Origin of the sequence: Oceanicola sp. D3, assembly GCF_006351965.1 — a bacterium.
Classification (GTDB): Bacteria; Pseudomonadota; Alphaproteobacteria; order Rhodobacterales; family Rhodobacteraceae; genus Vannielia.
On record NZ_CP040932.1, the window covers coordinates 3,438,148 to 3,461,584 of the forward strand.

General features: G+C 65.1%; 26 protein-coding genes. 12 read left to right on the forward strand and 14 right to left on the reverse strand.

Annotation, left to right across the window (positions count from 1 at the left end):
* The first annotated feature begins 132 nt into the window (after positions 1–132).
* The gene (locus FHY55_RS17135; protein ID WP_140015346.1) at positions 133–774 is read left to right on the forward strand and encodes a hypothetical protein; all 642 of its coding nucleotides are present in this window, start codon (positions 133–135) and stop codon (positions 772–774) included.
* Here FHY55_RS17135 and FHY55_RS17140 read toward each other — a convergent pair.
* Positions 762–1,523, reverse strand: a complete 762-nt coding sequence (locus FHY55_RS17140; protein ID WP_168223044.1) for a cytidylyltransferase domain-containing protein — start codon at positions 1,521–1,523, stop codon at positions 762–764. The two genes, FHY55_RS17135 and FHY55_RS17140, sit on opposite strands and share 13 nt — an antisense overlap.
* A 213-nt stretch (positions 1,524–1,736) precedes the next feature.
* Between FHY55_RS17140 and FHY55_RS17145 the strand changes: the two genes are divergently transcribed.
* From FHY55_RS17145 to FHY55_RS17160, 4 genes are read left to right on the forward strand one after another with little or no spacing between them, the layout of a single operon-like run.
* Positions 1,737–3,035, forward strand: a complete 1,299-nt coding sequence (locus FHY55_RS17145; protein ID WP_140015348.1) for a sorbosone dehydrogenase family protein — start codon at positions 1,737–1,739, stop codon at positions 3,033–3,035.
* 18 nt (positions 3,036–3,053) lie between these two features.
* Complete coding sequence (locus FHY55_RS17150) at positions 3,054–3,440, forward strand: metallopeptidase family protein (protein ID WP_140015349.1); 387 nt, start codon at positions 3,054–3,056, stop codon at positions 3,438–3,440.
* Between the two features lie 58 nt (positions 3,441–3,498).
* Positions 3,499–4,077 carry a nitroreductase gene (locus tag FHY55_RS17155; protein ID WP_140015350.1) on the forward strand — a complete coding sequence of 193 codons (579 nt, stop codon included), beginning with the start codon at positions 3,499–3,501 and terminating at the stop codon, positions 4,075–4,077.
* On the forward strand, positions 4,074–4,799 hold the full coding sequence (locus FHY55_RS17160) for an EI24 domain-containing protein (protein WP_140015351.1): 726 nt from the start codon (positions 4,074–4,076) through the stop codon (positions 4,797–4,799). Before FHY55_RS17155 ends, FHY55_RS17160 begins: the two co-directional genes overlap by 4 nt.
* Positions 4,800–4,982: 183 nt before the next feature.
* On the opposite strand, the gene FHY55_RS17165 is transcribed toward FHY55_RS17160, so the two are convergent.
* Positions 4,983–5,276: a DUF1467 family protein gene (locus FHY55_RS17165; RefSeq protein ID WP_140015352.1), complete on the reverse strand. Its 294-nt coding sequence runs from the start codon at positions 5,274–5,276 to the stop codon at positions 4,983–4,985.
* Complete coding sequence (gene mce / locus FHY55_RS17170; RefSeq protein ID WP_140015353.1) at positions 5,276–5,680, reverse strand: methylmalonyl-CoA epimerase; 405 nt, start codon at positions 5,678–5,680, stop codon at positions 5,276–5,278. Before mce ends, FHY55_RS17165 begins: the two co-directional genes overlap by 1 nt.
* A 150-nt stretch (positions 5,681–5,830) precedes the next feature.
* Here mce and FHY55_RS17175 point away from each other — a divergent pair, with 150 nt between their 5' ends.
* Positions 5,831–6,556 carry a response regulator gene (locus tag FHY55_RS17175; protein ID WP_140015354.1) on the forward strand — a complete coding sequence of 242 codons (726 nt, stop codon included), beginning with the start codon at positions 5,831–5,833 and terminating at the stop codon, positions 6,554–6,556.
* A 103-nt stretch (positions 6,557–6,659) separates the two neighbouring features.
* On the opposite strand, the gene FHY55_RS17180 is transcribed toward FHY55_RS17175, so the two are convergent.
* A complete protein-coding gene (locus FHY55_RS17180) occupies positions 6,660–7,382 on the reverse strand; it encodes a GNAT family N-acetyltransferase (RefSeq protein WP_140015355.1) in 723 nt (240 codons plus the stop codon).
* Between the two features lie 161 nt (positions 7,383–7,543).
* Here FHY55_RS17180 and FHY55_RS17185 point away from each other — a divergent pair, with 161 nt between their 5' ends.
* Positions 7,544–7,732: a hypothetical protein gene (locus FHY55_RS17185; RefSeq protein ID WP_140015356.1), complete on the forward strand. Its 189-nt coding sequence runs from the start codon at positions 7,544–7,546 to the stop codon at positions 7,730–7,732.
* A gap of 26 nt (positions 7,733–7,758) precedes the next feature.
* Here the strand turns inward: FHY55_RS17185 and FHY55_RS17190 are convergent, their stop codons facing one another.
* On the reverse strand, positions 7,759–8,973 hold the full coding sequence (locus FHY55_RS17190) for a DUF1501 domain-containing protein (protein WP_140015357.1): 1,215 nt from the start codon (positions 8,971–8,973) through the stop codon (positions 7,759–7,761).
* Between the two features lie 4 nt (positions 8,974–8,977).
* Positions 8,978–10,351, reverse strand: a complete 1,374-nt coding sequence (locus FHY55_RS17195) for a DUF1800 family protein (protein ID WP_254695352.1) — start codon at positions 10,349–10,351, stop codon at positions 8,978–8,980.
* 200 nt (positions 10,352–10,551) lie between these two features.
* Between FHY55_RS17195 and FHY55_RS17200 the strand changes: the two genes are divergently transcribed.
* Positions 10,552–11,028 carry a hemerythrin domain-containing protein gene (locus FHY55_RS17200; protein ID WP_140015359.1) on the forward strand — a complete coding sequence of 159 codons (477 nt, stop codon included), beginning with the start codon at positions 10,552–10,554 and terminating at the stop codon, positions 11,026–11,028.
* 45 nt (positions 11,029–11,073) lie between these two features.
* Here FHY55_RS17200 and FHY55_RS17205 read toward each other — a convergent pair whose 3' ends face one another.
* Together FHY55_RS17205 and FHY55_RS17210 are read right to left on the reverse strand one after the other, a co-directional pair.
* A complete protein-coding gene (locus FHY55_RS17205; RefSeq protein WP_254695353.1) occupies positions 11,074–11,634 on the reverse strand; it encodes a hypothetical protein in 561 nt (186 codons plus the stop codon).
* Between the two features lie 286 nt (positions 11,635–11,920).
* Positions 11,921–12,490: a carboxymuconolactone decarboxylase family protein gene (locus FHY55_RS17210; RefSeq protein WP_140015360.1), complete on the reverse strand. Its 570-nt coding sequence runs from the start codon at positions 12,488–12,490 to the stop codon at positions 11,921–11,923.
* A 103-nt stretch (positions 12,491–12,593) separates the two neighbouring features.
* On the opposite strand from FHY55_RS17210, the gene FHY55_RS17215 reads away from it, so the two are divergent.
* Entirely contained in the window at positions 12,594–13,232 is a 639-nt protein-coding gene (locus tag FHY55_RS17215) for a TetR/AcrR family transcriptional regulator (RefSeq protein WP_254695354.1), read from the forward strand.
* Positions 13,233–13,250: 18 nt separating this feature from the next.
* On the opposite strand, the gene FHY55_RS17220 is transcribed toward FHY55_RS17215, so the two are convergent.
* The 3 genes from FHY55_RS17220 to aspS form a co-directional block, all read right to left on the reverse strand.
* Positions 13,251–13,547 carry a hypothetical protein gene (locus tag FHY55_RS17220; protein WP_254695355.1) on the reverse strand — a complete coding sequence of 99 codons (297 nt, stop codon included), beginning with the start codon at positions 13,545–13,547 and terminating at the stop codon, positions 13,251–13,253.
* Between the two features lie 95 nt (positions 13,548–13,642).
* On the reverse strand, positions 13,643–14,164 hold the full coding sequence (locus FHY55_RS17225) for a chloramphenicol phosphotransferase CPT family protein (protein WP_254695356.1): 522 nt from the start codon (positions 14,162–14,164) through the stop codon (positions 13,643–13,645).
* Positions 14,165–14,168: 4 nt separating this feature from the next.
* Positions 14,169–15,950, reverse strand: coding sequence for an aspartate--tRNA ligase (gene aspS / locus FHY55_RS17230; protein ID WP_140015362.1), 1,782 nt, complete (start codon positions 15,948–15,950; stop codon positions 14,169–14,171).
* Between the two features lie 174 nt (positions 15,951–16,124).
* Here aspS and FHY55_RS17235 point away from each other — a divergent pair, with 174 nt between their 5' ends.
* Together FHY55_RS17235 and carB are read left to right on the forward strand one after the other, a co-directional pair.
* Positions 16,125–17,354: a cyclopropane-fatty-acyl-phospholipid synthase family protein gene (locus FHY55_RS17235; RefSeq protein ID WP_140015363.1), complete on the forward strand. Its 1,230-nt coding sequence runs from the start codon at positions 16,125–16,127 to the stop codon at positions 17,352–17,354.
* Positions 17,355–17,666: 312 nt separating this feature from the next.
* A complete protein-coding gene (gene carB, locus FHY55_RS17240) occupies positions 17,667–21,020 on the forward strand; it encodes a carbamoyl-phosphate synthase large subunit (RefSeq protein ID WP_140015364.1) in 3,354 nt (1,117 codons plus the stop codon).
* 118 nt (positions 21,021–21,138) lie between these two features.
* Here the strand turns inward: carB and FHY55_RS17245 are convergent, their stop codons facing one another.
* Entirely contained in the window at positions 21,139–21,540 is a 402-nt protein-coding gene (locus FHY55_RS17245; protein WP_210410505.1) for a BrnA antitoxin family protein, read from the reverse strand.
* Positions 21,541–21,705: 165 nt separating this feature from the next.
* Here FHY55_RS17245 and FHY55_RS17250 point away from each other — a divergent pair, with 165 nt between their 5' ends.
* Complete coding sequence (locus FHY55_RS17250; RefSeq protein ID WP_140015365.1) at positions 21,706–22,284, forward strand: thymidine kinase; 579 nt, start codon at positions 21,706–21,708, stop codon at positions 22,282–22,284.
* Here the strand turns inward: FHY55_RS17250 and FHY55_RS17255 are convergent.
* Both FHY55_RS17255 and proC read right to left on the reverse strand, forming a co-directional pair.
* Positions 22,281–22,619: a tRNA-binding protein gene (locus FHY55_RS17255; protein WP_140015366.1), complete on the reverse strand. Its 339-nt coding sequence runs from the start codon at positions 22,617–22,619 to the stop codon at positions 22,281–22,283. The two genes, FHY55_RS17250 and FHY55_RS17255, sit on opposite strands and share 4 nt — an antisense overlap.
* Positions 22,616–23,416: a pyrroline-5-carboxylate reductase gene (gene proC / locus FHY55_RS17260; protein WP_140015367.1), complete on the reverse strand. Its 801-nt coding sequence runs from the start codon at positions 23,414–23,416 to the stop codon at positions 22,616–22,618. Before proC ends, FHY55_RS17255 begins: the two co-directional genes overlap by 4 nt.
* Positions 23,417–23,437 lie beyond the last annotated feature (21 nt).

The following is a 23,437-nucleotide window of genomic DNA, read 5'->3' on the forward strand; positions in this document are numbered from 1 at the left end:
CGGCCGGCGCTCTGGCAGCGCTGAGCGACCTGAGGTAAACCGCTCCAAACACATGCCAGAGAAACCGGGTCAGTGATAAATTTCGGTCGAAGCATTCGCGCTGCCCTGCGCGGAAAGCCCCAGCTTCCTTCGATGCACGGTGATGTGCTGGCCTTTGCCTCGGCACCGGACCCCGTCGTGCCGAGCGAGTTTCTTGAAGGGCGCACCATCGTCACCGCAAACGCGGCGCAACTTTCGCTCGAGCCGCTCGGCGTGGAGGCCCCCCACATCACCTGCATGCGATCAACGATGGGAGACGGTCAGGCCACCAGTGCCGACAAGCTCAAACGTCTTGCGGGCCGAAAAACCGGCCACCTCGTCCTCTTCCCGCGCCGCGCAGACCCCGGCTGCGAGGTCCAGCTCAGCCTGCTGTCCGAAATCGGCTACACCTATGACGAGCTGACCATTTTGCACCGCCTCGACATCAGCACGATCTACAACAGCGTCCTCAATCCGGGCCGCATCTTGCTGCACCGCACCTACGAGCCCTCGATGGGCCTTCGCGCGATCTTGTTGGCACTGGCCGCGGGCGCAACCCGCGTCGCCGTGGCGGGCGTTTCGTTCCGGTCTGGCGGAGCCTCCTATACTTCGATGAACTATAAGCGCATCCACGTGGATGCAGACCAAGAGATATTCGCCCGGCTCCGAAAGCTCGGCGCCCCGGTCTTCCCCACCGACCGCGCCCTGTCCGTCGATACCGGCCTACCGCTCTGGCCCTCGGATCAGCCCGGATAGACGGGCTGCTCGGGCTCCACGAGGTGGCGGGCGACGACCTCGGGCCGCGGCTGCATCTCTATCAACGCTTTCACCACGTCGAAGTCATCCTTGTTGTTGATGTCGATCCCGGTGATCGCCTCCCCGATGATCGGTAGCGCGCGCTTGCCCATGTAGGCCGAACCGTACTTGGCCAGATTTTCATGGCGCAGAACGTCAAGGTTGAACACCTGGTAGGCCGTCGGAAACTCCGTGCGCCGAATGACCGAACGGTCTTCAGGCCAACCGTCCAAAAGCGGCTCCAGAAATCCGTCATTGTTGATCGTGCAAAGCCGCGTCTCCGACGCGTTGACGTGGCGCACCGAATCCACCTCCGGTCTCTCCTCGAGAATTTCGATGGCGCGCTGCACGTCCTTCACCTTCCGGAACGGGTTCGTCGGCTTTAGCCGCAACCAGATGTCCGGCATCTCGATGCCGAAACGCGGCAGGTTGGCCTCCATGTCGGCGAGGATGTCTTCTTCCATCGCCGCCCCCGAACTCGCCTCCGCCCCTCTCAGATAAGGGCAGTCAGCGCCATAATACCGGCCGATCTCGGCGTACTCTTCGGAGTCGGTCGACAGGATCACCCGATCGATACCCAGCGCCTTCCCGAAGGCAATCGCATAGGCCAACAACGGATGCCCGTTGATGCGCATGATATTCTTGTTCGGTAAGCCGACCGAGCCCGACCGTGCAGGGATGAAGGCGTAGACAGTGCTATTTCGGGTCATGTGAACCTGTTTTTCGGTTTCTCGAGATGATCTTAACCGCCCGGATAGCCTGATGCGCCGCATGGGCGGTCACAGACACCGAAATGCGGCTGACGCGCCACAAAGAGGCTATGCGCTGAGGCAACGGCAAATCAACCCGGGTAACACCCGCGAGGGCTGTCGCCGCCCCGCGTTTAGCGCTACCACTCCCGCAAACGGCGCAGAGGAAGCATCATGGACATACTCGCAAAGGCAACGGCCCTCGTCGGCGGAACGGTCGCAGCCCTGCGCCGCATCGGTGCCCCCACCACCCAGGCGATGGGCGGCACGCCGGAGATCCCCGAGGCGAAGAAACAGGGCATCATGACCCTCAAGATGCCCGCCGCCGAAGGCTGGAAGGATGGCCGCCTGCCCACCTGCGCCCCCGGCCTCAAGGTCAACGCCTTCGCCGAGGGGCTGGATCATCCGCGCTGGATCGAGGTGCTGCCCTCGGGTGACGTGCTCGTCGCCGAGGCCTCCCAGATCGAGACGCCCCCCAAAACCCTGCTGGACCGCGCCGCGCATGCGACGATGAAGGCGATCAAGGCGATGGGCAACAGCGCCAACCGTGTCACCCTCTGGCGTGATGCCGACGGTGACGGCGTCGCCGAGCACCGCGAGATCTTCGTCGAGAACCAGAGCCAGCCCTTCGGCATGGCGGTGGTGGGCGACACCTTCTACCTCGGCAACACCGATGGCATCGTCGCCTTCCCCTTCCCGCCCGGCACGACCCGGCTGGACGAGAGCGCCGCCCGCAAGCTGGTGGAGTTCAAGCCCGGCGGCCACTGGACCCGCTCCCTCATCGTCTCCCCCGACGGCACCAAGATCTACGCCGGCGTCGGTTCGCTCACCAACATCGCTGACGAGGGGATGGAAACCGAAGAAGGCCGCGCCGCGATCTGGGAGCTGGACGTGGCCACCGAAGAGGCCCGCATCTTCGCCTCGGGCCTGCGCAACCCGGTCGGCGTGGCTTTCGAGCCCTCCACCGGGGCCCTCTGGACCGTGGTCAACGAGCGCGACGGGCTGGGCGACGAAACCCCGCCCGATTACCTCACCACCGTGGTCGACGGCGGCTTTTACGGCTGGCCCTACTCCTACTGGGATCGCATCGTTGATGACCGCGTGCCGCAAGACGCCGCCGCCGTCGCCGCCTCGATCTGCCCCGATTACGCTCTCGGCGGCCACACCGCCTCGCTCGGCCTCTGCTGGATGCCCGAAGGCACCCTGCCCGGCTTTGGCGAAGGTATGGTGATCGGCCAGCACGGCTCGTGGAACCGCTCCAAGCTCTCGGGCTACAAGCTGCTGTTTGTGCCCTTCGAAAACGGCAAGCCCAGCGAAACCGAGCCCCCGCGCGACATTCTCTCGGGCTTCCTCTCCGAGGATGAAAAGCTCGCCTACGGCCGCCCCGTCGGCGTCTGCCTCGGCGCGGATGGAAAGTCGCTGCTGATGGCCGATGACGTGGGCGATGTGATCTGGCGGGTTACTGGGGCCTGACGCCTGCCGGCGGCCTCCATGTCCCGCGACAACACTCATTTCCTCCGCATCGCCCATGAGACGGTAGAGGCCTTCCCCCCGCCGCTCCTGCCGGCGGCGCGCGCGGTGGTGATCCGCGTCGCCGAATGGCCCACGCCCGAGATGATGGCCGACTTCGGCATGCGTGACCCGCGCGACCTGACCGGCCTCTACGAGGGCACCCCTCTCCCCGAAAAATCCGCCAGCTACCCCGACCCGTTCCCCGATACCGTCTGGCTCTTCCGCCAGCCCATCCTCGCCGAGTGGCGTGACAGGCCCGGCCAGTCGCTCGACGAGCTGATCGCCCATGTCACGGTGCACGAATTCGCCCACCACTTCGGCTGGAGCGATGAAGACATCGCCGCCATCGACCCGTGGTGGGAGTGAACCCATTGAACCCCGGCGCAAAACACCCGACATAAGGGCCAACCGCCAAGGAGTGCCCATGCCCGAGAAAAACCCCGCCGCCCTCGACTTCCTCCTCACCCGCCGCTCCCGGCCCGCCAAGACGCTGACCACCCCGGTGCCGACCCGCGAAGAGCTGGGGCCAATCCTGCAAGCCGCCGCCCGCACGCCCGATCACGGCAAGCTGGAGCCATGGCGCTTCATCGTGCTCGAAGGCGCGGCGCTGGATCGGCTGGCCACGCTGGCGGGCGAACGCGGCGCGGCGCTGGAGATCGAAGCAGAGAAGGTCGAAAAGTTTCAGACCCAGCTCAAGCAGCCCGGCCTCGCCGTGGTGGTGGTCTCTTCGCCGGTGCAAAGCGAGAAAATTCCGATGGTCGAGCAGCTCTACTCCGCCGGGGCGGTATGCCTCGCCATGCTCAACGCCGCGCTGGCCTCGGGCTGGGGCGCCAACTGGCTTTCCGGCTGGGGCAGCCATGACCGCGAGTTCGTCACCAAGGGCCTCGGCCTCGCGTTGCACGAGACGGTGGCAGGCTTCATCCACATCGGCACCGAAACCGCCGCCCCCCCCGAGCGCCCCCGCCCCGACCTGACAAACATCACCGCCTGGGTCTCCGAATGATCTTCTCCGACTTCGGCAAAGCCGTGAACCAGATGTTCGACGGTCGCTTCCTCAAGGTGCTGGCGATGGGGCTGGGGCTGACGCTGCTGCTCCTCTTCGGGGTCTACGGCGTGTTCCTGATGTTTCTCGATTGGGTCACACCCGACAGCTTCACCATCTTCGGCCGCGAGGTGACCTGGATCGACGATCTGCTCTCCTGGGCCTCGATTGCCCTGATGGCGCTGATGTCGATCTTCCTAATGGTGCCCGTGGCCTCGGCCTTCACCGGCCTGTTCCTAGAAGATGTGGCGGCAGCGGTGGAAGACAGGCACTACCCCGAGCTGCCCGATGTGCCGCGCTTCCCCTGGACAGAAGCCCTGCGCGACAGCCTCGGCTTCTTCGGCATCCTAATCGTCGTCAACGTGCTGATGCTGATCCTCTACATCTTTGCCGGGCCGCTGATTCCGCTCCTGTTCTGGGCGATCAACGGGCTGCTGCTGGGGCGGGAGTATTACCAGATGGTGGCGATGCGCCGGATCGGGCGCAAGGCGGCCAACGAGTCGCGCCGCCGCCACTTCGGCAAGATCTGGTTCGCAGGCACGCTGATGGCAATTCCGCTCAGTTTTCCGCTGATCAACCTCTTCATTCCCATCCTCGGCGTGGCCACCTTCACCCACATGTTCCACCGGCTGGAGCCGAACCTTGCCGCACTCACGCCCCAGCCGAGCGGACCGATCCGCTAAACCGGCCCGGCCCCGTTCTCTTGCTATAAGAAACTGCGGGAGTTTGGCGGCTGGCCCTCAGACCGCCCTCTGCGCCAGACGTGTCGCCAGCGACACCGCGCAGGGCGCCCGAAGCGGCGCGGGTGGGGCGACGTTTCGGGCGCTCTTCCAGAGCGACGTTTCGGGCGCCCGAACCTGACGGGCCTACTGCCCCTCCACGATCGGCCCCTTCGGCCCGAACCGCTCCAGCAGGTCGAAATCGGAGATGGTAATCACGCCGGAGATGATCACCGCGCAGATCAGCCCGGCCACCGGCACCGCGATGAGCGTGGTGATCTTCAGCCGCTTGCCCAGCCGAAAATCCGCAGGCGCGCCGGCATGAGTGCCCGGCACCACATCGCCCGCCTCCTGCTGGCTCTTCATCCGCACCGGCAACACCAGAAACAGCACCATGAACCAAGTGATGGCCAGTACGACAAGGGCGGCGGTAATGCTCATCAGACCTGCTCCAGTTCCACCAGACAGCCGTTAAAATCCTTGGGGTGCAAAAACAGCACCGGCTTGCCATGCGCCCCAATCTTCGGCTCGCCGCTGCCCAGCACCCGGGCGCCTTCGGCCTTCAGCTTGTCCCGCGCGGCGAGGATATCATCCACCTCGTAGCAGATGTGGTGGATGCCCCCTGCCGGGTTCTTTTCCAGAAAACCGGCAATCGGGCTGCCCTCGCCCAGCGGGTAGAGCAGCTCGATCTTCGTGTTCGGCAAGGTGATGAAAACAACCGTCACGCCATGGTCGGGCTCATCTTGCGGCGCGCCCACATCAGCACCCAGCGTGCCGCGATACTGCGCGGCAGCGGCCTCAAGGTCGGGCACCGCGATGGCAACGTGGTTCAGCCGTCCGATCATGTTCATCTCTCCCTCGCAGATCTGTGCCGGTTATGCCGCCCGCCAAATCGCGCGACAAGACGCGCCTTTGTCGCAATCGTGCTGGCGCGTTTACCACTTCTTAGGGTTGTTGCTGTCTGCTCGGGAGGTAACGCCTTGAGGGAGGCTCCCATGACAGATGATATCTCGCAATTCTCGATCGCTCCGCAAAAGCCCACCCGCGAGCGGCCCTTGCTTGGCGCCACCGTGCTGGTTGTGGAAGACAGCCGCTTTGCCTCCGAGGCGGTGCGCCTGCTGTGTCTGCGCTCCGGCGCCCGGATCCGGCGGGCCGATACGCTGGCCTCTGCCCACAGGCACCTGAAGGTCTATCGGCCAACGGCGGTGATCGTCGATCTCGGCCTGCCCGATGGCTCGGGGCTGGAGCTCATCCGCGATCTGCACCAGTCCGACACCCGCGTGCCGGTGCTCCTCGCCACCTCGGGCGACCCGGTGAGCGAAGATATTGCCATGGAGGCCGGGGCAGATGGCTTTATCCAGAAGCCCATCACCAGCCTTGCCGCCTTCCAGCAAGCCATTCTCGCACGGCTCCCTGAAGAGGAGCAGCCGATGGGCCCACGTGCGGTTTCCGCCGATGTGATTTCGCCCGATCCACTGGCCCTGCGCGATGACCTCGCCCATGTGGCCGATGTGCTCTCCACCGGCGAAGATGATCCGGGGATGCTCGATTACGTCGCCCAGTTTCTTGGCTCCGTGGCCCAATGCGCCTCCGATGCGCCGCTGGCCGAGGCCGCAGCCGGGCTGGCAGATGCCCGCGCCGCCGGCGAGGGCGGCGGCAGCGAGGCGGCAGCCATTTCCAAGCTTGTCGCCCACCGGCTGGAGGGCACGGTCGCCTTGTAGAACCGCTGCGCCTGCGGGCTGCTACGCGCGGCTCAGGTTTCGGATGCCTCCGCTCGCGCAGGGCGTGGCGGCCTTTGGGTGAAACGGCAAGCCGCAGCGTCTGTCAGCCGGGCTGGAGCGCCGGGTCTGAGGCGGCGCGCACGAGCCGTGTCAGGTCACCCAACCGCTCCATCTGGCGGCCCGCCGCGTCAAAATTCTCGGGCCGCAACCATGCGCGGTGAGCTTCCCGCAAAGCGGGCCATTCCTTGTCGATCGCGGCAAACCACGCGGTGTCACGGTTGCGCCCCTTCACCACCTGCGCCTGCCGAAAAACGCCCTCATAGCTCAGGCCCAGCCGCTCGGCGGCGCGGCGCGAGGGCATGTTTAGCGCGTTGCACTTCCATTCAAACCGCCGATACCCCGCCTCGAAGGCCCATTCGATCAGCAGGCAAAACGCCTCTGTCGCCGCGCGGGTGCGTTGCAGCTCGGGCGAAAGCGCAATGTAGCCCAGTTCGATGGAGCCCGCCTCCGGCGTAATCCGCAGCAACGCGCAGGTGCCGCCCCATTGCCCGGTATCGCGGTTCTGAATGGCAAAATGCAGCGGGTCGAGGCCCGCCTCTGCCTCCCGTGCCCAACGGTGATACTGCGCCGCCGAGTGAAACGGGCCAACCGGCATGTAATCCCAGAGCGCATCATGGCCCGAGAAGGCACGAAAGAGCGTGGCGGCATGGGTGTCGGCGCTAAGACGTTCGAGCCTCGCCCAGCGCCCCTCCAGCGCAGCCATCGCGGGCGGCTCCGGTGGCACCCAGCCCGTCAGCTCTTCGCCCAATGGCCCCGCGTCCCCCATCCGTTTACCTCATGTCAACCTTGATGCTGTCCTATCGGCCCATGTGAGAGAGGAAAACCCGCAAAATGGCCCGCGCTCTCCATCCCGCTGCCGCATTTCGCCGTCAGCTTTGCGGGTAGAGCGGCAGAAGGCGGCCCAATGTGGCGCGAAGGAGCAAGCCTATGAAACGCATCGCAAATGCATTCTGGTCGGAAGACGAGGGCAACGCCACCATCGACTGGGTCGTGCTCATGGCCGGCGTGGTGTCACTCGGCTTTGCCGTGGCCGCCACCCTGGCCACGGGCACCAAGACCGTCACCGCCGATGCGGCCGAAGAGATCAACACAATCGAGCTCTCCGGCGGGGTCTGAGCCCCCGCCCACGCTCACGCTCACGCTCAAAGCACGATACCCGGCGCACCGCTGAAATCGAGCCCCGGAAAGACCTGCCCTGAAAGCACATCATCCGGCATCCCGAAGAGGCCCTGCATCGCCCGCGCCGCATAGGCGCGCACGTCTTCAGTGGGCATCAGATCCCGGCGGGCATACAGATCTGCCTCCGCCAACCCGGGCCAGCGGCCATAAACCTTGCCACCCTTCATCGCCCCGCCCGCCATCAGCATCAGCCCGCCGGTGCCATGGTCGGTGCCGCCTGTGCCATTCTCACGCACGGTGCGGCCAAACTCCGTCATCGCGATGATGCCGGTCTTGCCCCAGAGCGGCCCGAGCCCTGCACGCATCAGCGAAATCACATCCGAGAGTTGCTCAAGCGCCTTTGGCAGGTTGCGGGCCTGCGCATGATGCGTGTCCCATCCGCCCAGCGAGAAAGCGGCAATCCGGGTGTCCGCCCGCAGGCGCTGCACCGCAAACTCGGCCATCTGCATATGCGCGCCCTTCGCGCCAGTGGCCTCCATCATGGCCGCCATTTCGCCGCCGTCGTCATCGTCGCCCGCAGCTTCCGCCGCGGCGATATCTTCTGACAGGGCCAACGCCTCCAGCACCGCGGCGCGATAGGTCGGGTGCTCTTCATAGACCATCTCGATCAACCGCCGCGCCTGCGGCGAAAGCTCCAGCCGGGTGCCGGGCGACCAGTTGGCAGCGGGGGCCGCGCCCGAGAGCAACAGCAGATCTTCGCGCCCAATGGCATAGGCCGTGTCCGCCTCAACGCCCGGCACCGCCTGCAGCATGCGGTTCAGCCAGCCGTCACGCGCAGCCCCGGTGGCCACGTCAAAGCCAGTGCCCGCCTCCAGCAAATCCTGCCCGTCAAAATGGCTGCGCTTGTCGCGATACGGGGTCGAGACGGCATGGGCAAAGCCCAGCTCGCCCGCCTCCCACAGCGGATGCAACGGGGCGAGCGCCGGATGCAGGGTGAAAAACCCGTCAAGCGGCAGCCCATCGCCCGCCGCCAAGCTGGGCCGCGCGCCGGCAAAATGCGCATCACCCACCGGGCGCACCACATCAAGCCCATCCATCGCGCCGCGCAGCACCAGCACCACCAGCCGGTTTTCCCAAGGGGCGGCGGCGAAGGCCATCGAGGTCAGCAGCGGCGAGGCCGCCGCCGAGCAGCCCGCAGTGGCCAAAAAGTTGCGCCGTGTCAGCAGCAGCCTGCTCATCGCTTCACCTCCGTTGAAAGTCCGGTGAGGCAAGGATAATCCCCACCCCCTCGGCTTCCCGCTCCGCCGCCTTGGCAGCAAACTCCAGCCGCGCACTGGCTTGGCTGCCCAGCGCCGTTTTCACAAACGCGCGCGGGTCAGGCAGCGCCAGCCCCTCCACCTTCCGCACAGACATCGCCCAGTTGATCCGCACCGCCAGCCCCTGTGGCGTCAGCCAATGCGCACCATCCTCCGCCCAGCCATCCGGCCCGTTTGGGTTTTCCCAAGGCTGGCCCATCAGCTGCATCGGGCGAACGAGATAGTCGCGCACTCTCTTGGGGTTGAGCCCCGCCACCTGCCGCCCCTCCACGCCCAGCGCCCGCACCGCCGAGGCCAAAAAGTCGAAAGGTTGCTTGGTCTTGGCCAGCGGCCCCCAGGCATCGGGGTGCTCCAGCATCGCCGCCGTCACCGCGCCCAAATCACCCCCGGTCTCGATGAAGCGCACCCGCAGCGCCTCCACCAGCCCCTCCGGCGGCGTGTCAGAAACGAAATGCACCGCCAGTTTGCGCGCGATATGCGCCGCCGTATCGGGGTGCGTGGCAATGTCGTCCAGCGCCGCGTGCACATCCTCCAGCTTGGGCCGCTTGGCCCCATAGCGCTCGCCCAGCACCTCCTCCGCGCCCGGCTCGCCGCGATTGGGCCGAAAGGCCATGCCCCGGCGCATATCCACCCGCAGCCCGGCCAGCAACTCCGCAAACTCCCGCACATCGCGCTGCGTGTAGCTGCCGCCCACGCCCAGCGTGTGCAATTCCAGCACTTCCCGCGCGAGGTTTTCGTTCAGCCCGCGCGGCTTGCCCTTCTTCGCCTGACGGACCGCAAAAACCGATCCGGGGCCAACAGAATCGTCCTGATCGAGGTAGAGCAGCATCAACGGATGGGTCACAGCGGCCCGCAGCATCTGCGCAAAGGGCGCCGTCACGTTGGGGCGGATCGCATCCTGCACGAAATGCTGCACCTGGCGCCGCGCATTCCCCTTGCCCTTTACGGTAAAATGATCGGCCCAAAACCGCGTCAGCCGCTCGCGCAGCGCATCCGGGGCCTCCACCGCCCGCGCAAAGGTCGCCGCAAGCATCGCCGACTGCGCGTTCCGGTCCTCACGGCGCCATGCCATGATCTTTTTCTGCGCCGTCGGGTCGCCCGCACTCTTTGCCTGATTCAGCTCCCACAACAGCTGAAAGCGCTCGTATTGCTCGGCCATCGAGGCAATCGGAAAGGCCGCCGCCATGTCGTCAGGGCCGTTTAGGGCCGCAATCATCGCCGCCGGGCTCTCAGGCGGGCTGAGGCGCGGCGACAGCCCGTAGCCAAAGCGGATCGCGGCAATCTCCGGGCTGAAACTCAAGGCAGGCTCCATCGTTCGGGCAATGTGCAAAGGGTAATACGCAAAGCGCCCCCGCTTCCGTCGAAGATAGGCCATGCCAGCCCGCTTCGCACCCCCTTCGGCCCTCACGCTTTCGCGCGGCCCCGGCCCCTTGGCCGGAACCCGCCACCCCCCGCGCGCGTTGCTCAGGCAATCTCTTCACATCACCCGGAGCCACGCCGATGCCAGACATCTACGACGCCATCAAAGCCGACCATGACCGCCACCGCACCCTGCTCAACACCCTCGCCGACACCTCGGGCGACAGCGAAGCTCGCCGCGCCGCGTGGCAGGAGTTTTATCACGACGTTAAGGCCCATGCCGCCGCCGAAGAAGAAACCTTCTACTCCAAGCTGATCACCCAGACCTGGGGCCAAGAGCACGCCCGCCATTCCGTGCACGAGCATCAGGAGCTCGACGACATCATGGAAGAACTCAACGAAATGGATATGTCCTCCCCCGGCTGGATCACCCGCTTCAAAACCCTGAAGCACGACTACGAGCACCACATCGACGAGGAAGAAAACGAGATCTTTGAGCGCGCCCGAGAGGTGATCCCCGAAAGCGAGATCAAGGGCTATGGCGAGCGTTTCGAGGCCCGAAAGGAAAAGGAAGCCGGGTTGATCGAAGAGAAAAAGGAAGACGCGCTGGAGGAATAGGCTGGGCGATCTGACCACCGCCTCGCCAAATGCGAGCGTCTTGCTTCAGCGCTCCATCATCATCTCGTGCACGGCCTGCATGCCGCTCTCGGCCATCCGGCTGACTTCTCCTGCATGAACATGCAAGGCCTCCACCACCTCCGGGTCGGTGGAGGTTTGCGTCACCACGATGCCCTCCTCCGTCACCTCAACGTCGCTCTCGATCGCGCCTGTCCGCGCGAAAAAGATGTCGAGCGTCGGCGACTGGATGAATATTTTCGGGTCGCGGCCCTGACCCACCCGGTCGATCATGCCGACGACGTGGCTCACCAGCGCGTCCATCACCTCCGTGTCGGAAGACCGGGTGACGGTGCGGATCCCGTCCGGCAGCAGCTCTACCTCGCGCGAGAACGTGTCGAAGTTGCGAAACATCACCGCCAGCTCCGCGCTCTCCGCCTCGGTGGCATCCTCGCCCCGCAGCCCCGGCATGTTGACCTCGTCATGCCCCATGCCATCCGCCCCGTGGCCATGTCCGTGCATCCCGCCGCCATGCATCTGCGCCAGCGCCAGGCCAGCCGTGCCCAAGGCCAGTGTCCCCGCGAAAATCCAAACCGCAACCCGTGCCATGCTGTCTCTCCTCAGCCCCCGTGTGGGGAGAGCCTAGCCGAAAACACATTCAATATCACGCATGAATATACGGGCACCTCTGCGCCAAATCGCCCCGGAGCTTGCGGCTCCGGGGCGCTCTTGGTGTCAGGCCCGGCGGCGCTTGCGCAAAAGCTTCTGCGCAAGCTTCCAAACGGCCCAGTATTTGAAGAGTTTCTTCATGGGTCGGTCCTCCGTTTGCAAGAACAACCCGGCCGCGCCGCAACCGTTCCCGTGGAGGGGGGCGAACGCCGGCCCCTGTAAAAGGTCAGGCCGCCTTCGCGCCCTTCTTCTCCCATGCAAACTGCTGCATCGGTGCGTCCACCGGCGTATCGGCAAGGTGGTTGGTGTAGTTCGACATCACCTTCTGCGCGATGCCCAGCACGATCTCCAGCACCTGCCGCCTCGTGTAGCCTGCATCGAGGAAGGTCTGCACCTGCGCATCGCTCACCTCGCCGCGCTGGCGCACCATCTCAAGCGTGAAGGTCCGCAGCGCCTCCAGCCGCTCCGTCGGCAGCGGGGTTTCATCGCGCAGCGCGTCGCTGATCGCGTCATCCACCTTCATCGCCTTGGCAATCCCGGTGTGCGCGGGCACGCAGTAGTGGCAGGCATGCTCCACGTTGATCGTCTGCCAGACCACGGTGATCTCGTCCTTGTCGAAGCTGGTGTTGTTTTGAAACAGCCCATGCAGCACCTGATAGCCTTCCATCAGCGCCGGGGCCTCGGCCATCACCTTGTGCAGCCCGGGCAGGCGGCCAAAGGCTTTCTTCGATTTTTCGATCAGCGGCAGGCTCTCTTCGGGGGCGGTGGTTTCATCGTGCAGGGTGAAATCGGTCATCAAGTGCTCCTGTGGTTGGCGTTACGGGCCACGTGGCCCTTGCCGGAGAACATGGCGCATTTGAGCGATCACTCAACACCGCCCTTTGAGCAATCACTCAATCGTGAGGCCGGCAGACAAGCCGCCCCACCACCGCTATATTCTGCACATGACCCGCGCCGCGCCCTACGACCGTGAAAAAGCCCTCGATGCCGCCCTGACTTTGTTCTGGCGCAAGGGCTTCCACGCGACCTCGCTGAAAGATCTGGAAGCCGCACTGGCCATGAAGCCCGGCTCGATCTACGCGGCCTTCACCAGCAAAGAAGCGCTCTTTCGCGAAACGCTCCGGCGCTACAAGGCGCGCAGCGAGGCCACCCTCGCCGCCCGCGCCGAGGCCGCCGCCTCCCCGTTGGAGGCACTCGCCGCCCACGCCCGCACCACCGGACGGCCCAAAAGTGAGCGCCCGGGCGGCTGTTTGCTAACCAAAACCGTGCTTGAACTGGCCGAAGACCCCTCAGAAGCCGGAGAAGACGCGCGCCGCTACCTGCTCGACGTGCAAGATCTCTTCTTCGAGCTTTTCGAGCAGGCCCGCACCTGCGGAGAACTGCCCGCCGGGGCCGACAGCCGCAGGCTTGCGCGCCGCTTTCAGTCCAACATGTTCGGGCTGGCGGTCGAAACCCTGCGCGGCTCCACGGCAGAAGACCTCGCCGCGCTGGCCGATGACATGGCAGAAGAGGTGCTGCGGCTCAGGCAGCGGCAATAAGCGGCAACCGAGCCATTGTCAGGCCGGGTCGACCGGCCCGAAGCGCTCCCAGCTCTCGCCCATCGCCACAATGCAGGCCCGCCCGTCGGTGTAATTCTGCACCATCGTCCAGTCACCCGACCGCTCGGCCACCCAGAATTCCACAAAAGTCTCCGGCCCCCGCAGCCCCCGCCCGGCCAAGGTCGCGCCAAAGCGGGTTTCGAGCTTTTCGACAATGCGCGCGCGATCGTCGCAGAACACATCTGAGGTGGGGCTGCCGGCAGAAGCGGCCATGGGCATGAAAGCCAGAAGGGTGAAGAGCAAAACCCGCTGCATGCCCGGATCGTAGCACGCCGATCAGAGTGACGTAACAGTTTTATGACGCAGAGCCGCGTCATCCGTAGGGTGGGCAATCTGCCCACCACCCCCGCTCACCCGAAGAAGGCCGAAGCCCCGCGCCGTCCGCGCCATGCCTCCACCACCCGGGCCACGTTCACCGCCACCCCGTCCTCGCTGCGCAATTCAAGGTCGTATCGCTTGCCCACATGCACCGTGGCCGCATCCCGCGCAGCATCGCCCGGTGCCCTGTTGCCCCGCGCCGCTTCCCGGCGCGCCAACTCGGCCAAGTCGCAATGCAGGCCGACAAAAAACACATCCCGCGCCGCCAGCAAGTCACGCAGCGCCTCATGCCACTCAGGCGTCTCGATGATATGGTCCCAAACCACGTCCACACCCGCCGCACCCATAGCGGCCACAGCCCGGTGCCATCCGTCAAACACCCGCGCCCGAACTTCGCGCCAGTCCGCGCCGCCGGGCAGCGCCCCGCTGTCGATGAGTTGATCGACGGTCAGATGAACAAAAGGCGCGGGCAATGCCTCTCGCACCGCCCGCGCCAATGTCGACTTGCCCGCGCTGGAGGCGCCATGGATCAGGATCACCCGTCCCGGCACCACCGGCTCACTCCTCCTTGACCACCCGCAGCCCCAACTCGCGCAGCTGCTCGTTGGTCGGCTCGCTCGGCGCGTCCATCATCAGGTCTTCCGCGCGTTGGTTCATCGGGAACATGACAACCTCGCGCAGGTTCTCCTCGTCGGCCAGCAGCATCACGATCCGGTCGATGCCCGCCGCGCAGCCGCCGTGGGGCGGGGCGCCGTAACCAAAGGCGGTATACAGCCCGCCAAACCGCGCCTTCACCTCTTCCTCACCATAGCCAGCGATCTCGAAGGCCTTCAGCATCACCTCCGGCTTGTGGTTCCGGATCGCGCCGGAAACCAGCTCATAACCGTTGCAGGCAAGGTCATACTGATAGCCCTTAACGGCAAGCGGATCACCCTCCAGCGCCTCCATCCCGCCCTGCGGCATGGAGAAGGGGTTGTGCTCAAAGTCGATCTCGCCGCTCTCGGCATCCTTCTCGTAGATCGGGAAATCCACGATCCATGCAAAGGCAAACCGGTCCTTCTCGGTCAGCCCCAGCTCATCGCCAATCACGGTGCGCGCCTTGCCCGCCACGCCCTCAAACTGCTTGGGCTTGCCGCCGAGGAAGAAGGCCGCATCACCCACGCCAAGGCCCAGCTGCTCACGGATCGCCTCGGTGCGCTCGGGGCCGATGTTCTTGGCCAGGGGGCCGGCGGCTTCCATGCCCTCGCCCTGATCGCGCCAGAAGATATAGCCCATCCCGGGCAGCCCTTCCTTCTGCGCAAAGGCGTTCATCCGGTCGCAAAACTTCCGGCTGCCGCCCCCCGGTGCCGGGATCGCGCGAATCTCGGTGCCGTCCTGCTCCAGCAGCTTGGCAAAGATCGCAAAGCCCGAGCCACGGAAGTGCTCGCTCACCACCTGCATCTCGATCGGGTTGCGCAGGTCCGGCTTGTCGGTGCCATACTTCAACGCGGCTTCCTTGTAAGGAATCTGCGGCCAGCTCTCCGGCGCATCCACCTTCCGGCCCCCGCCGAACTCCTCGAACACCCCGGCAATCACCGGCGAAACGGTGTCAAACACATCCTGCTGCTCAACAAAGCTCATTTCGAGGTCAAGCTGGTAGAAGTCGGTCGGCGAGCGGTCAGCACGCGGGTCTTCATCGCGGAAGCAGGGTGCGATCTGGAAATACTTGTCAAAGCCGCTGACCATGATCAGCTGCTTGAAAAGCTGCGGCGCCTGCGGCAGCGCATAAAACTTGCCGGGATGCAGCCGCGACGGCACCAGAAAGTCTCGCGCACCCTCGGGCGAAGACGCGGTGATAATCGGCGTCTGGTATTCCCGAAAGCCCTTGTCCCACATCCGCTTGCGCACGCTCGCCACCACGTCTGAGCGCAGCACCATATTCTCCTGCATCGCTTCCCGGCGCAGGTCGAGGTAGCGATACTTCAGCCGCGTCTCCTCGGGGTATTCCTGATCACCGAACACCTGCAGAGGCAGCTCGCCCGCCGAGCCCAGCACCTCCAGATCGCGGATATACACCTCGATCTCGCCGGTCGGCAGCTTGGGGTTCACAAGGCTTTCGTCGCGCGCCTTCACGCTGCCATCAATCCGGATGCACCACTCGGAGCGCACCTTTTCCAACTCGGCAAACACCGGGCTGTCGCCATCGGCAATCACCTGGGTCACGCCGTAATGGTCACGCAGGTCGATAAAAAGCACCCCGCCGTGATCTCGCACCCGATGCACCCAGCCGGCAAGACGCACGGTGTCGCCCACGTTCTGCTTGGTGAGCTCGGCGCAGGTATGGCTGCGGTAGGCATGCATGGTTCGGTCCCTTCCGGTCACACGTATCGGTTCGCGCCGATACACCGCCTTGATGCGCGGAAGTCAACCCGGGCTGGCCATCCGGAAACTTGACGCAGGGTGAAACCGAGCCAATTCTTCTGGCGTTAACCAATTAGGGGAAGTGCGCACAAACTACAGCGGGGGTAAATTCCGATGTGGAAAACGATGATCGACAGGCTCCTGCGGGGCATGATCGTGGATGGCCGGCTAACCTTGCACTGGCCCGACGGCAGCACCAGCCGCTACGGGCCGGGCGGAAAGATCGAAGTCGAGGGGCGGCTGACCGACGAAAGCATCCTGCGTGACATCGCGCTCAGGCCCCGGCTGGGCATCGGCGAAGGCTACATGGACGGCCGCCTGACCCTCGTGGATGACGACTGCTACAGCTTTCTCGCCCTGATGGTGCGCAACCTGCACCGGGGCAACATGCCGCGATGGTTCCGCGCCGCCGAAGCGCTGCGCAGCGCCACCCCGGCGCTGGCCACCCGCAACGGCCTCGCCCGCTCCAGCCGCAACGTGCAACACCACTACGATATATCAGATGAGCTCTACGCCCGGATGCTGGGCGAAGACATGCAATATTCCTGCGCCTATTTCGCCCGCCCCGGCCTGTCGTTGGACGAGGCCCAGGCCGCCAAAAAGGCCCACATCGCGGGCAAGCTGCTGCTCGAACCGGGCATGCACGTGCTCGATATCGGCTGCGGCTGGGGCGGCATGGCGCTCACGCTGGCGCGGGACTACGGGGCAAGGGTTACGGGCGTCACCCTGTCACAGAATCAACTCGCCACCGCGCAGGCCCGCGCCGAAAAGGCCGGGCTGGCCGAGCAAGTCGAGTTTCGCCTGATCGACTATCGCAAGCTGGATGAGAAATTCGACAGGGTGGTCTCCATCGGCATGCTGGAGCATGTCGGCCTGCCGCAGCTCCCCACCTACTTCAACCGCCTGCACGATCTGCTCGCGCCGGACGGCGTGGCGCTGATCCACACCATCGGCAACCTCGCCAAACCCCACGCCACCTCCCCATGGCTGGCAAAATACATCTTCCCCGGTGGCTACATCCCCGCCCAGTCAGAGCTGTCCCCCGCCATCGAAAATGCCCGGCTGGCCACCACCGACCTTGAAGTCTGGCGCGGCCACTACGGCCCCACCCTCCACGCGTGGCGCGACCGCTTCGAATCCTCGCTCGACTGGGTGCGCAGGCATTACGACGAGCGTTTCATCCGCATGTGGCGCTTCTACCTCTGCGGCTGCGAGGCCGCCTTTGTCGAAGGCCCGCAAGCCGTGTTCCACTACCAACTGGCCCGCGATCAACACGCCGTGCCCGTCACCCGCAACTACCTCTACCGCCAAGACGCCGCGCAAATGCTCCACGCCGCGCAGTAACCACGGCCCGGCTGAGGCTCTTCGCAAAAGCGCGCAGCCCGCCAAGCATTTGCCAACCTACACTATGCCAAGCGCCCACCCCGCTGCATTTTCTTGCTCCAAACATCCATCCCCCACCCTGCCCCACGCCGACCACCAGAATACCGCGCCAAGGGTCCAACCCGGCGCAGGGGCGGCGGCGCGGGGTGGGCGGGTGGGCGCGCCGCCGCCCCTGCGCCGCGCGACAATCTTCACCAACCGCGCCACACCCCCTTGCCCCTGCCCGCGCCATCCCTATAACCCACGACAATTTGCACCGACCCGGGGATGACCATGCCGAAGAGAACCGACATCAAATCCATCATGATTATCGGTGCAGGCCCCATCGTTATCGGGCAGGCCTGCGAGTTCGACTACTCCGGCGCACAGGCCTGCAAGGCGCTGCGCGAAGAGGGCTACCGGGTGATCCTGGTCAACTCTAACCCGGCCACCATCATGACCGACCCGGAGTTGGCCGATGCCACCTACATCGAGCCAATCACCCCCGAGGTCGTCGCCAAGATCATCGAAAAAGAGCGCCCCGACGCGCTGCTGCCCACCATGGGCGGCCAGACCGGGCTGAACACCTCGCTCAAGCTCGAAGAGATGGGCGTGCTCGACAAATTCGGCGTCGAAATGATCGGCGCCAAGCGCGAAGCCATTGAAATGGCAGAAGATCGCGCCCTCTTCCGCGAAGCGATGGATAGGATCGGGCTGGAAAATCCCAAGGCCACCATCATCACCGCGCCGGAGCGCGAGGGCAACAGCCGTGACCTTGAGGCCGGGGTGCAAATGGCCCTCGCCGAGCTGGAGCACATCGGCCTGCCCGCCATCATCCGCCCCGCCTACACGCTGGGCGGCACCGGCGGCGGCGTGGCCTACAACCGCGAAGACTACATCCACTACTGCCGCACCGGCATGGATGCCTCCCCCGTCGGCCAGATCCTCGTCGACGAGTCGCTGCTCGGCTGGAAAGAGTTCGAGATGGAGGTGGTCCGCGACAAGGCCGACAACGCCATCATCATCTGCTCCATCGAAAACGTCGACCCGATGGGCGTGCACACGGGCGATTCTATCACCGTCGCCCCCGCCCTCACCCTGACCGACAAGGAATACCAGATCATGCGCAACGGCTCGATCGCCGTGCTGCGCGAGATCGGCGTCGAAACCGGCGGGTCGAATGTGCAATGGGCGGTGAACCCCGAAGATGGCCGCATGGTCGTGATCGAGATGAACCCCCGGGTCTCCCGCTCCTCCGCGCTGGCCTCCAAGGCCACCGGCTTCCCCATCGCCAAGATCGCCGCCAAGCTGGCCGTGGGCTACACGCTGGACGAGCTCGACAACGACATCACCAAGGTGACGCCGGCCTCCTTCGAGCCGACCATCGACTACGTCGTCACCAAGATCCCCCGCTTCGCCTTCGAAAAATTCCCCGGCGCCAAGCCCGATCTCACCACGGCGATGAAATCCGTTGGCGAAGCGATGAGCATTGGCCGCACCATCCACGAGTCGATGCAAAAGGCGCTCGCCTCGATGGAAACCGGCCTCACCGGCTTTGACGAGATCGACATCCCCGGCGCACCCGACGCCGCCGCCGTGACCAAGGCGCTCTCAGAGAAAACGCCAGACCGTATCCGGGTGATCGCCCAGGCCATGCGCCACGGCCTCTCGGATGATGATATTCAGGCCGCCACTGCGTTTGACCCGTGGTTCCTCGCCCGCATCCGCGAGATCGTCGAAGCCGAAGAAAAGCTGCGCCGCGACGGGCTGCCTTTGGATGAGGCCGGGCTGCGCCACGTCAAGATGATGGGCTTCACCGATGCCCGCCTCGCCAAGCTGACAGGCCGCGACGAGGCCAACATCCGCCGCGCACGGCTCAACCTCGGGGTTGTCGCCAGCTTCAAGCGGATCGACACCTGCGCCGCAGAGTTCGAGGCGCAAACGCCCTACATGTATTCCACCTACGAGCACCCGGCGATGGGCGAGGTGGAATGCGAGGCGCGGCCCTCGGATGCCAAGAAGGTAGTGATCCTCGGCGGCGGGCCCAACCGCATCGGCCAAGGCATCGAGTTTGACTATTGCTGCTGTCACGCCTGCTTCGCCCTCACCGGGCAGGGCTATGAAACCATCATGGTCAACTGCAACCCGGAGACGGTGAGCACCGACTACGACACTTCCGACAGGCTCTACTTCGAGCCGCTCACCTTCGAACACGTGATGGAAATCCTCCGCGTCGAGCAGGAAAAGGGCACACTGCATGGCGTCATCGTCCAATTCGGCGGCCAGACCCCGCTGAAACTGGCCAACGCGCTGGAGGCAGAGGGCATCCCGATCCTCGGCACCACGCCCGACGCAATCGACCTGGCCGAAGACCGCGAGCGCTTTCAACAGCTTGTCGAGCGCCTCGGGCTGAAACAGCCCAAGAACGGCATCGCACATTCCGACGCCGAGGCCCTCTCCATCGCCGCCGACATCGGCTTCCCGCTGGTGATCCGCCCCTCCTACGTGCTGGGGGGCCGCGCCATGGAGATCGTTCGCGATCAGGCCCAGCTCGAGCGCTACATCAAGGAGGCCGTCGTCGTGTCGGGTGACAGCCCCGTCCTGCTCGACAATTACCTTTCCGGCGCCACCGAGGTGGACGTGGATGCGCTCTGCGACGGCGAAAACGTCCATGTCGCGGGCATCATGCAGCACATTGAAGAGGCCGGGGTGCACTCGGGCGACTCCGCCTGCTCGCTCCCGCCCCACACCCTGAGCGCCGAGGTCGTCGACCGGCTGATCGAGCAAACCAAGGCACTCGCCGTGGCGCTGCACGTCGTCGGGCTGATGAACGTGCAGTTTGCGGTCAAGGCCAACGCGCAGGGCGAAAACGAGATCTACCTCATCGAGGTTAACCCCCGCGCCTCGCGCACCGTGCCCTTCGTGGCCAAGGCCACCGACAGCGCCATCGCCTCCATCGCCGCCCGCCTCATGGCCGGCGAGAAACTGGCCGATTTCCCACTCGCCGCGCCGCACAAACCGGTCGATGACAGCACCCCCATCCCGATGGGAGATCCGCTCTCCCTCGCCGACTTCCGCACGCCGTGGTTCTCGGTCAAAGAGGCGGTGCTGCCCTTCGGCCGCTTCCCCGGCGTCGACACCCTGCTGGGGCCAGAGATGCGCTCCACCGGCGAAGTGATGGGCTGGGATCGCTCCTTCCCCCGCGCCTTCCTCAAGGCCCAGCTCGGCGCAGGCACCATCCTGCCCCAACCGGGGGCGGGCAAGGTGTTCCTGTCGATCAAGGAAGACGACAAGACCGACACGCTGATCGAAACCGCGCAAACCCTGCACGACCTCGGCTTCCCCCTCATCGCCACCCGCGGCACCGCCAGTTTCCTTGCCGAACACGGTCTGGAGGCAGAGGTGGTGAACAAGGCCTACGAAGGCCGCCCCCACGTGGTCGACGCAATGAAGAACGGCGAAATCTGCCTTGTGATGAACTCCACCGAAGGCGCACAATCCGTCGAAGACAGCCGCAGCATGCGCGCCGTCTGCCTCTCCGACCGCATCCCCTACTTCACCACCCTCGCCGCAAGCCACGCCGCGGCGCTGGCGATGAAGTCGCGCGGCGAAGGCGAAATGGCAGTGCGCTCGCTGCAAGAGGCGTGACACGATCCAAATGAGCGCCTGCGGCGCACACTATCTATTTGGTGTGCCTCCGGCGGGAGATATTTGAAGCAAGAAAATGGGCGGGGTGCGCGGTTTGGCGGGCCGGGCGGCACTCGCTTCACACCCCCTCCTCACTGTCCCCATACCGCACCCGCCGGCGGGTCTTGAACGCCACCACCTTCTCGGGCCGCAGGATGTAGTCGTTCACGTCCGGCCCCTCGATCACCTTGGCCAGCCGCATGTGCATGAAGGCGCGCAGCACCCGGTTGATACGGGGCTGGTAGCCTTGCCCCAGCGCCTTGAAGAACTTCACCACATCGGCATCCAGCGCAATCGTCACCCGCGTCCGCTTCGGGTCGCGCCGGTCTTCATCCTGCCAGATCTCGTGCCAATCGGGCGGGCAGCCGCGGATGTCCCAGAGGTGGTCGTGGATGTCGTGCTCGATCATCCTCAGGGCATCGACACCATAAAAGAAGTTCTGGCGCTCGGTCTTGGTCATCTTGATCGGATCAATCGGCATCGGGCATCTCCTTTGCCCGCCAGTTTCGCGGCAAATGGTTAATTCCGATTCGAGGGGCCGCGCGGTGAATTCTCGTAGGTATGGGATGTGCATGGGTTGTGCATGGGATGTGGCTGTGATCTTTCCGCCACTGACCCCGTCAAATGCCAATGGTAAACGAAGCGCATGGCAAAGCTGTATTTCCATTACTCCACCATGAACGCCGGCAAGAGCACCATCCTGCTTCAGGCCTCCCACAACTACATCGAGCGCGGGATGCAGACCTATCTGCTAAATGTGGCCTTCGATGACCGCTCCGGCACGGGCACCATCGGCAGCCGGATCGGGCTGGAAGCGACGGCCGATACCTTCACCTCCGATGAAGATCTCTACGCCAAGATAGACGCCCGCCTCGCCAGCGGCCCCTGCGCCTGCATCTTCGTCGATGAAGCGCAGTTTCTGACGACCGAGCAGGTTTGGCAGCTGGCCCGCGTGGTGGATGATCTCGGCGTGCCCGTCATGTGCTACGGGCTGCGCGTGGATTTCATGGGCAAGCTCTTCCCCGGCTCCGCCGCCCTGCTCGCGCTGGCTGATGAGATGCGCGAGGTGCGCACCATCTGCCACTGCGGCAGAAAGGCGACGATGGTTGTGCGCATGGGGGCCGATGGCGAGGTTTTGCGCGATGGCGATCAGGTGCAGATCGGCGGCAACGAAACCTACCTCAGCCTCTGCCGCCGCCATTGGCGCACCGCGATGGGCCGCTAGAACATCCGCCCGCCAATCGGCACATCCTTGTCCGGCCCAAGCAGCACCACCTCGCCCTCGGCATCCGGAATCCCCAGCACCAGCGCCTCCGACATGAAGGGGCCAATCTGCCGGGGCGGAAAGTTCACCACCCCCAGCACCTGTTTGCCCACCAATGCCCCGGGCTCGTAATGCACGGTGATCTGGGCCGAAGATTTCTTCACCCCGATCTCATCGCCATAGTCCACCCAGAGCTTGATCGCCGGTTTGCGCGCCTCGGGAAAGGGCTCCGCCTTCACCACGCGCCCCACCCGGATATCCACCTTCATGAAGTCGTCGAAAGAAATTTCACTCACGATCTCAACTCCTTGGCCCGTTTCGTCGCGGCCTCCACTGTGCGCTGCATGAGGTCTGGCAGCTCTCCCATCAGCACCTCGAGCCCGGCCTGCGTGGTCCCATTGGGCGAGGTCACATTGACCCGCAACTGCTCGGCGCTCGCCGCATCCTGATAGGCCAACTCCCCTGCCCCGCATACCGTCGCGCGGGCCAGTTTCATCGCCATCTCCGGCGCAAGCCCCTGAGCTTCGCCCGCAGACGCCAGCGCCTCGATCATGTGAAACACATAGGCCGGCCCCGAGCCGCTGACGCCGGTGACGGCGTCGATCTGGTCTTCGTTCTCCAGCCGCACCACCTCGCCTACCGCGCTCAGCAGGTCGCAGGCCATGTCAAGCTGTTCGGCGCTCACCGCGGCATTGCCGATCACCGCCGAAATGCCGCGCCCCACGGCGGCAGGGGTATTGGGCATCGCCCGCACCACCGGCACATCGCCCAGCGCCGCCTCGAAGGCGGCAATCGGCGTGCCCGCGGCGATGGAAACAAACACCGTCTCCCCGCCCAAGGCCTTGAGCGCAGGCAGCGCATCGCCCATCATCTGCGGCTTCACCGCGATGATCGCCACCGCCGGGCTTTCCGGCAAATCCGTGTTGAGTTTCACGCCCTTGAGCGATTTGAGCCAGTCCGAAGGTGCCGGGTCCAGCACCGTCACGGCCTCGGGCGAGAGCCCCTCGGCCAGCCACCCGGCCAGCATCGCCCCGCCCATCTTGCCGCAGCCCAAAAGCACAAGGCCCCGGGCCGCAATCTCTTTCATGTCCATGGAATAGCCCCCTTTCAGGGG

Excerpts from the sequence above, each read along its gene's own strand:
- FHY55_RS17135 (WP_140015346.1), top strand. The coding sequence starts at position 133 with ATGCACGGTGATGTGCTGGCCTTTGCCTCGGCACCGGACCCCGTCGTG.
- FHY55_RS17140 (WP_168223044.1), bottom strand. The coding sequence starts at position 1,523 with ATGACCCGAAATAGCACTGTCTACGCCTTCATCCCTGCACGGTCGGGC.
- FHY55_RS17145 (WP_140015348.1), top strand. The coding sequence starts at position 1,737 with ATGGACATACTCGCAAAGGCAACGGCCCTCGTCGGCGGAACGGTCGCA.
- FHY55_RS17150 (WP_140015349.1), top strand. The coding sequence starts at position 3,054 with ATGTCCCGCGACAACACTCATTTCCTCCGCATCGCCCATGAGACGGTA.
- FHY55_RS17155 (WP_140015350.1), top strand. The coding sequence starts at position 3,499 with ATGCCCGAGAAAAACCCCGCCGCCCTCGACTTCCTCCTCACCCGCCGC.
- FHY55_RS17160 (WP_140015351.1), top strand. The coding sequence starts at position 4,074 with ATGATCTTCTCCGACTTCGGCAAAGCCGTGAACCAGATGTTCGACGGT.
- FHY55_RS17165 (WP_140015352.1), bottom strand. The coding sequence starts at position 5,276 with ATGAGCATTACCGCCGCCCTTGTCGTACTGGCCATCACTTGGTTCATG.
- mce (WP_140015353.1), bottom strand. The coding sequence starts at position 5,680 with ATGATCGGACGGCTGAACCACGTTGCCATCGCGGTGCCCGACCTTGAG.
- FHY55_RS17175 (WP_140015354.1), top strand. The coding sequence starts at position 5,831 with ATGACAGATGATATCTCGCAATTCTCGATCGCTCCGCAAAAGCCCACC.
- FHY55_RS17180 (WP_140015355.1), bottom strand. The coding sequence starts at position 7,382 with ATGGGGGACGCGGGGCCATTGGGCGAAGAGCTGACGGGCTGGGTGCCA.
- FHY55_RS17185 (WP_140015356.1), top strand. The coding sequence starts at position 7,544 with ATGAAACGCATCGCAAATGCATTCTGGTCGGAAGACGAGGGCAACGCC.
- FHY55_RS17190 (WP_140015357.1), bottom strand. The coding sequence starts at position 8,973 with ATGAGCAGGCTGCTGCTGACACGGCGCAACTTTTTGGCCACTGCGGGC.
- FHY55_RS17200 (WP_140015359.1), top strand. The coding sequence starts at position 10,552 with ATGCCAGACATCTACGACGCCATCAAAGCCGACCATGACCGCCACCGC.
- FHY55_RS17205 (WP_254695353.1), bottom strand. The coding sequence starts at position 11,634 with ATGGCACGGGTTGCGGTTTGGATTTTCGCGGGGACACTGGCCTTGGGC.
- FHY55_RS17210 (WP_140015360.1), bottom strand. The coding sequence starts at position 12,490 with ATGACCGATTTCACCCTGCACGATGAAACCACCGCCCCCGAAGAGAGC.
- FHY55_RS17220 (WP_254695355.1), bottom strand. The coding sequence starts at position 13,547 with ATGCAGCGGGTTTTGCTCTTCACCCTTCTGGCTTTCATGCCCATGGCC.
- aspS (WP_140015362.1), bottom strand. The coding sequence starts at position 15,950 with ATGCATGCCTACCGCAGCCATACCTGCGCCGAGCTCACCAAGCAGAAC.
- FHY55_RS17235 (WP_140015363.1), top strand. The coding sequence starts at position 16,125 with ATGTGGAAAACGATGATCGACAGGCTCCTGCGGGGCATGATCGTGGAT.
- carB (WP_140015364.1), top strand. The coding sequence starts at position 17,667 with ATGCCGAAGAGAACCGACATCAAATCCATCATGATTATCGGTGCAGGC.
- FHY55_RS17245 (WP_210410505.1), bottom strand. The coding sequence starts at position 21,540 with ATGCCGATTGATCCGATCAAGATGACCAAGACCGAGCGCCAGAACTTC.
- FHY55_RS17250 (WP_140015365.1), top strand. The coding sequence starts at position 21,706 with ATGGCAAAGCTGTATTTCCATTACTCCACCATGAACGCCGGCAAGAGC.
- proC (WP_140015367.1), bottom strand. The coding sequence starts at position 23,416 with ATGGACATGAAAGAGATTGCGGCCCGGGGCCTTGTGCTTTTGGGCTGC.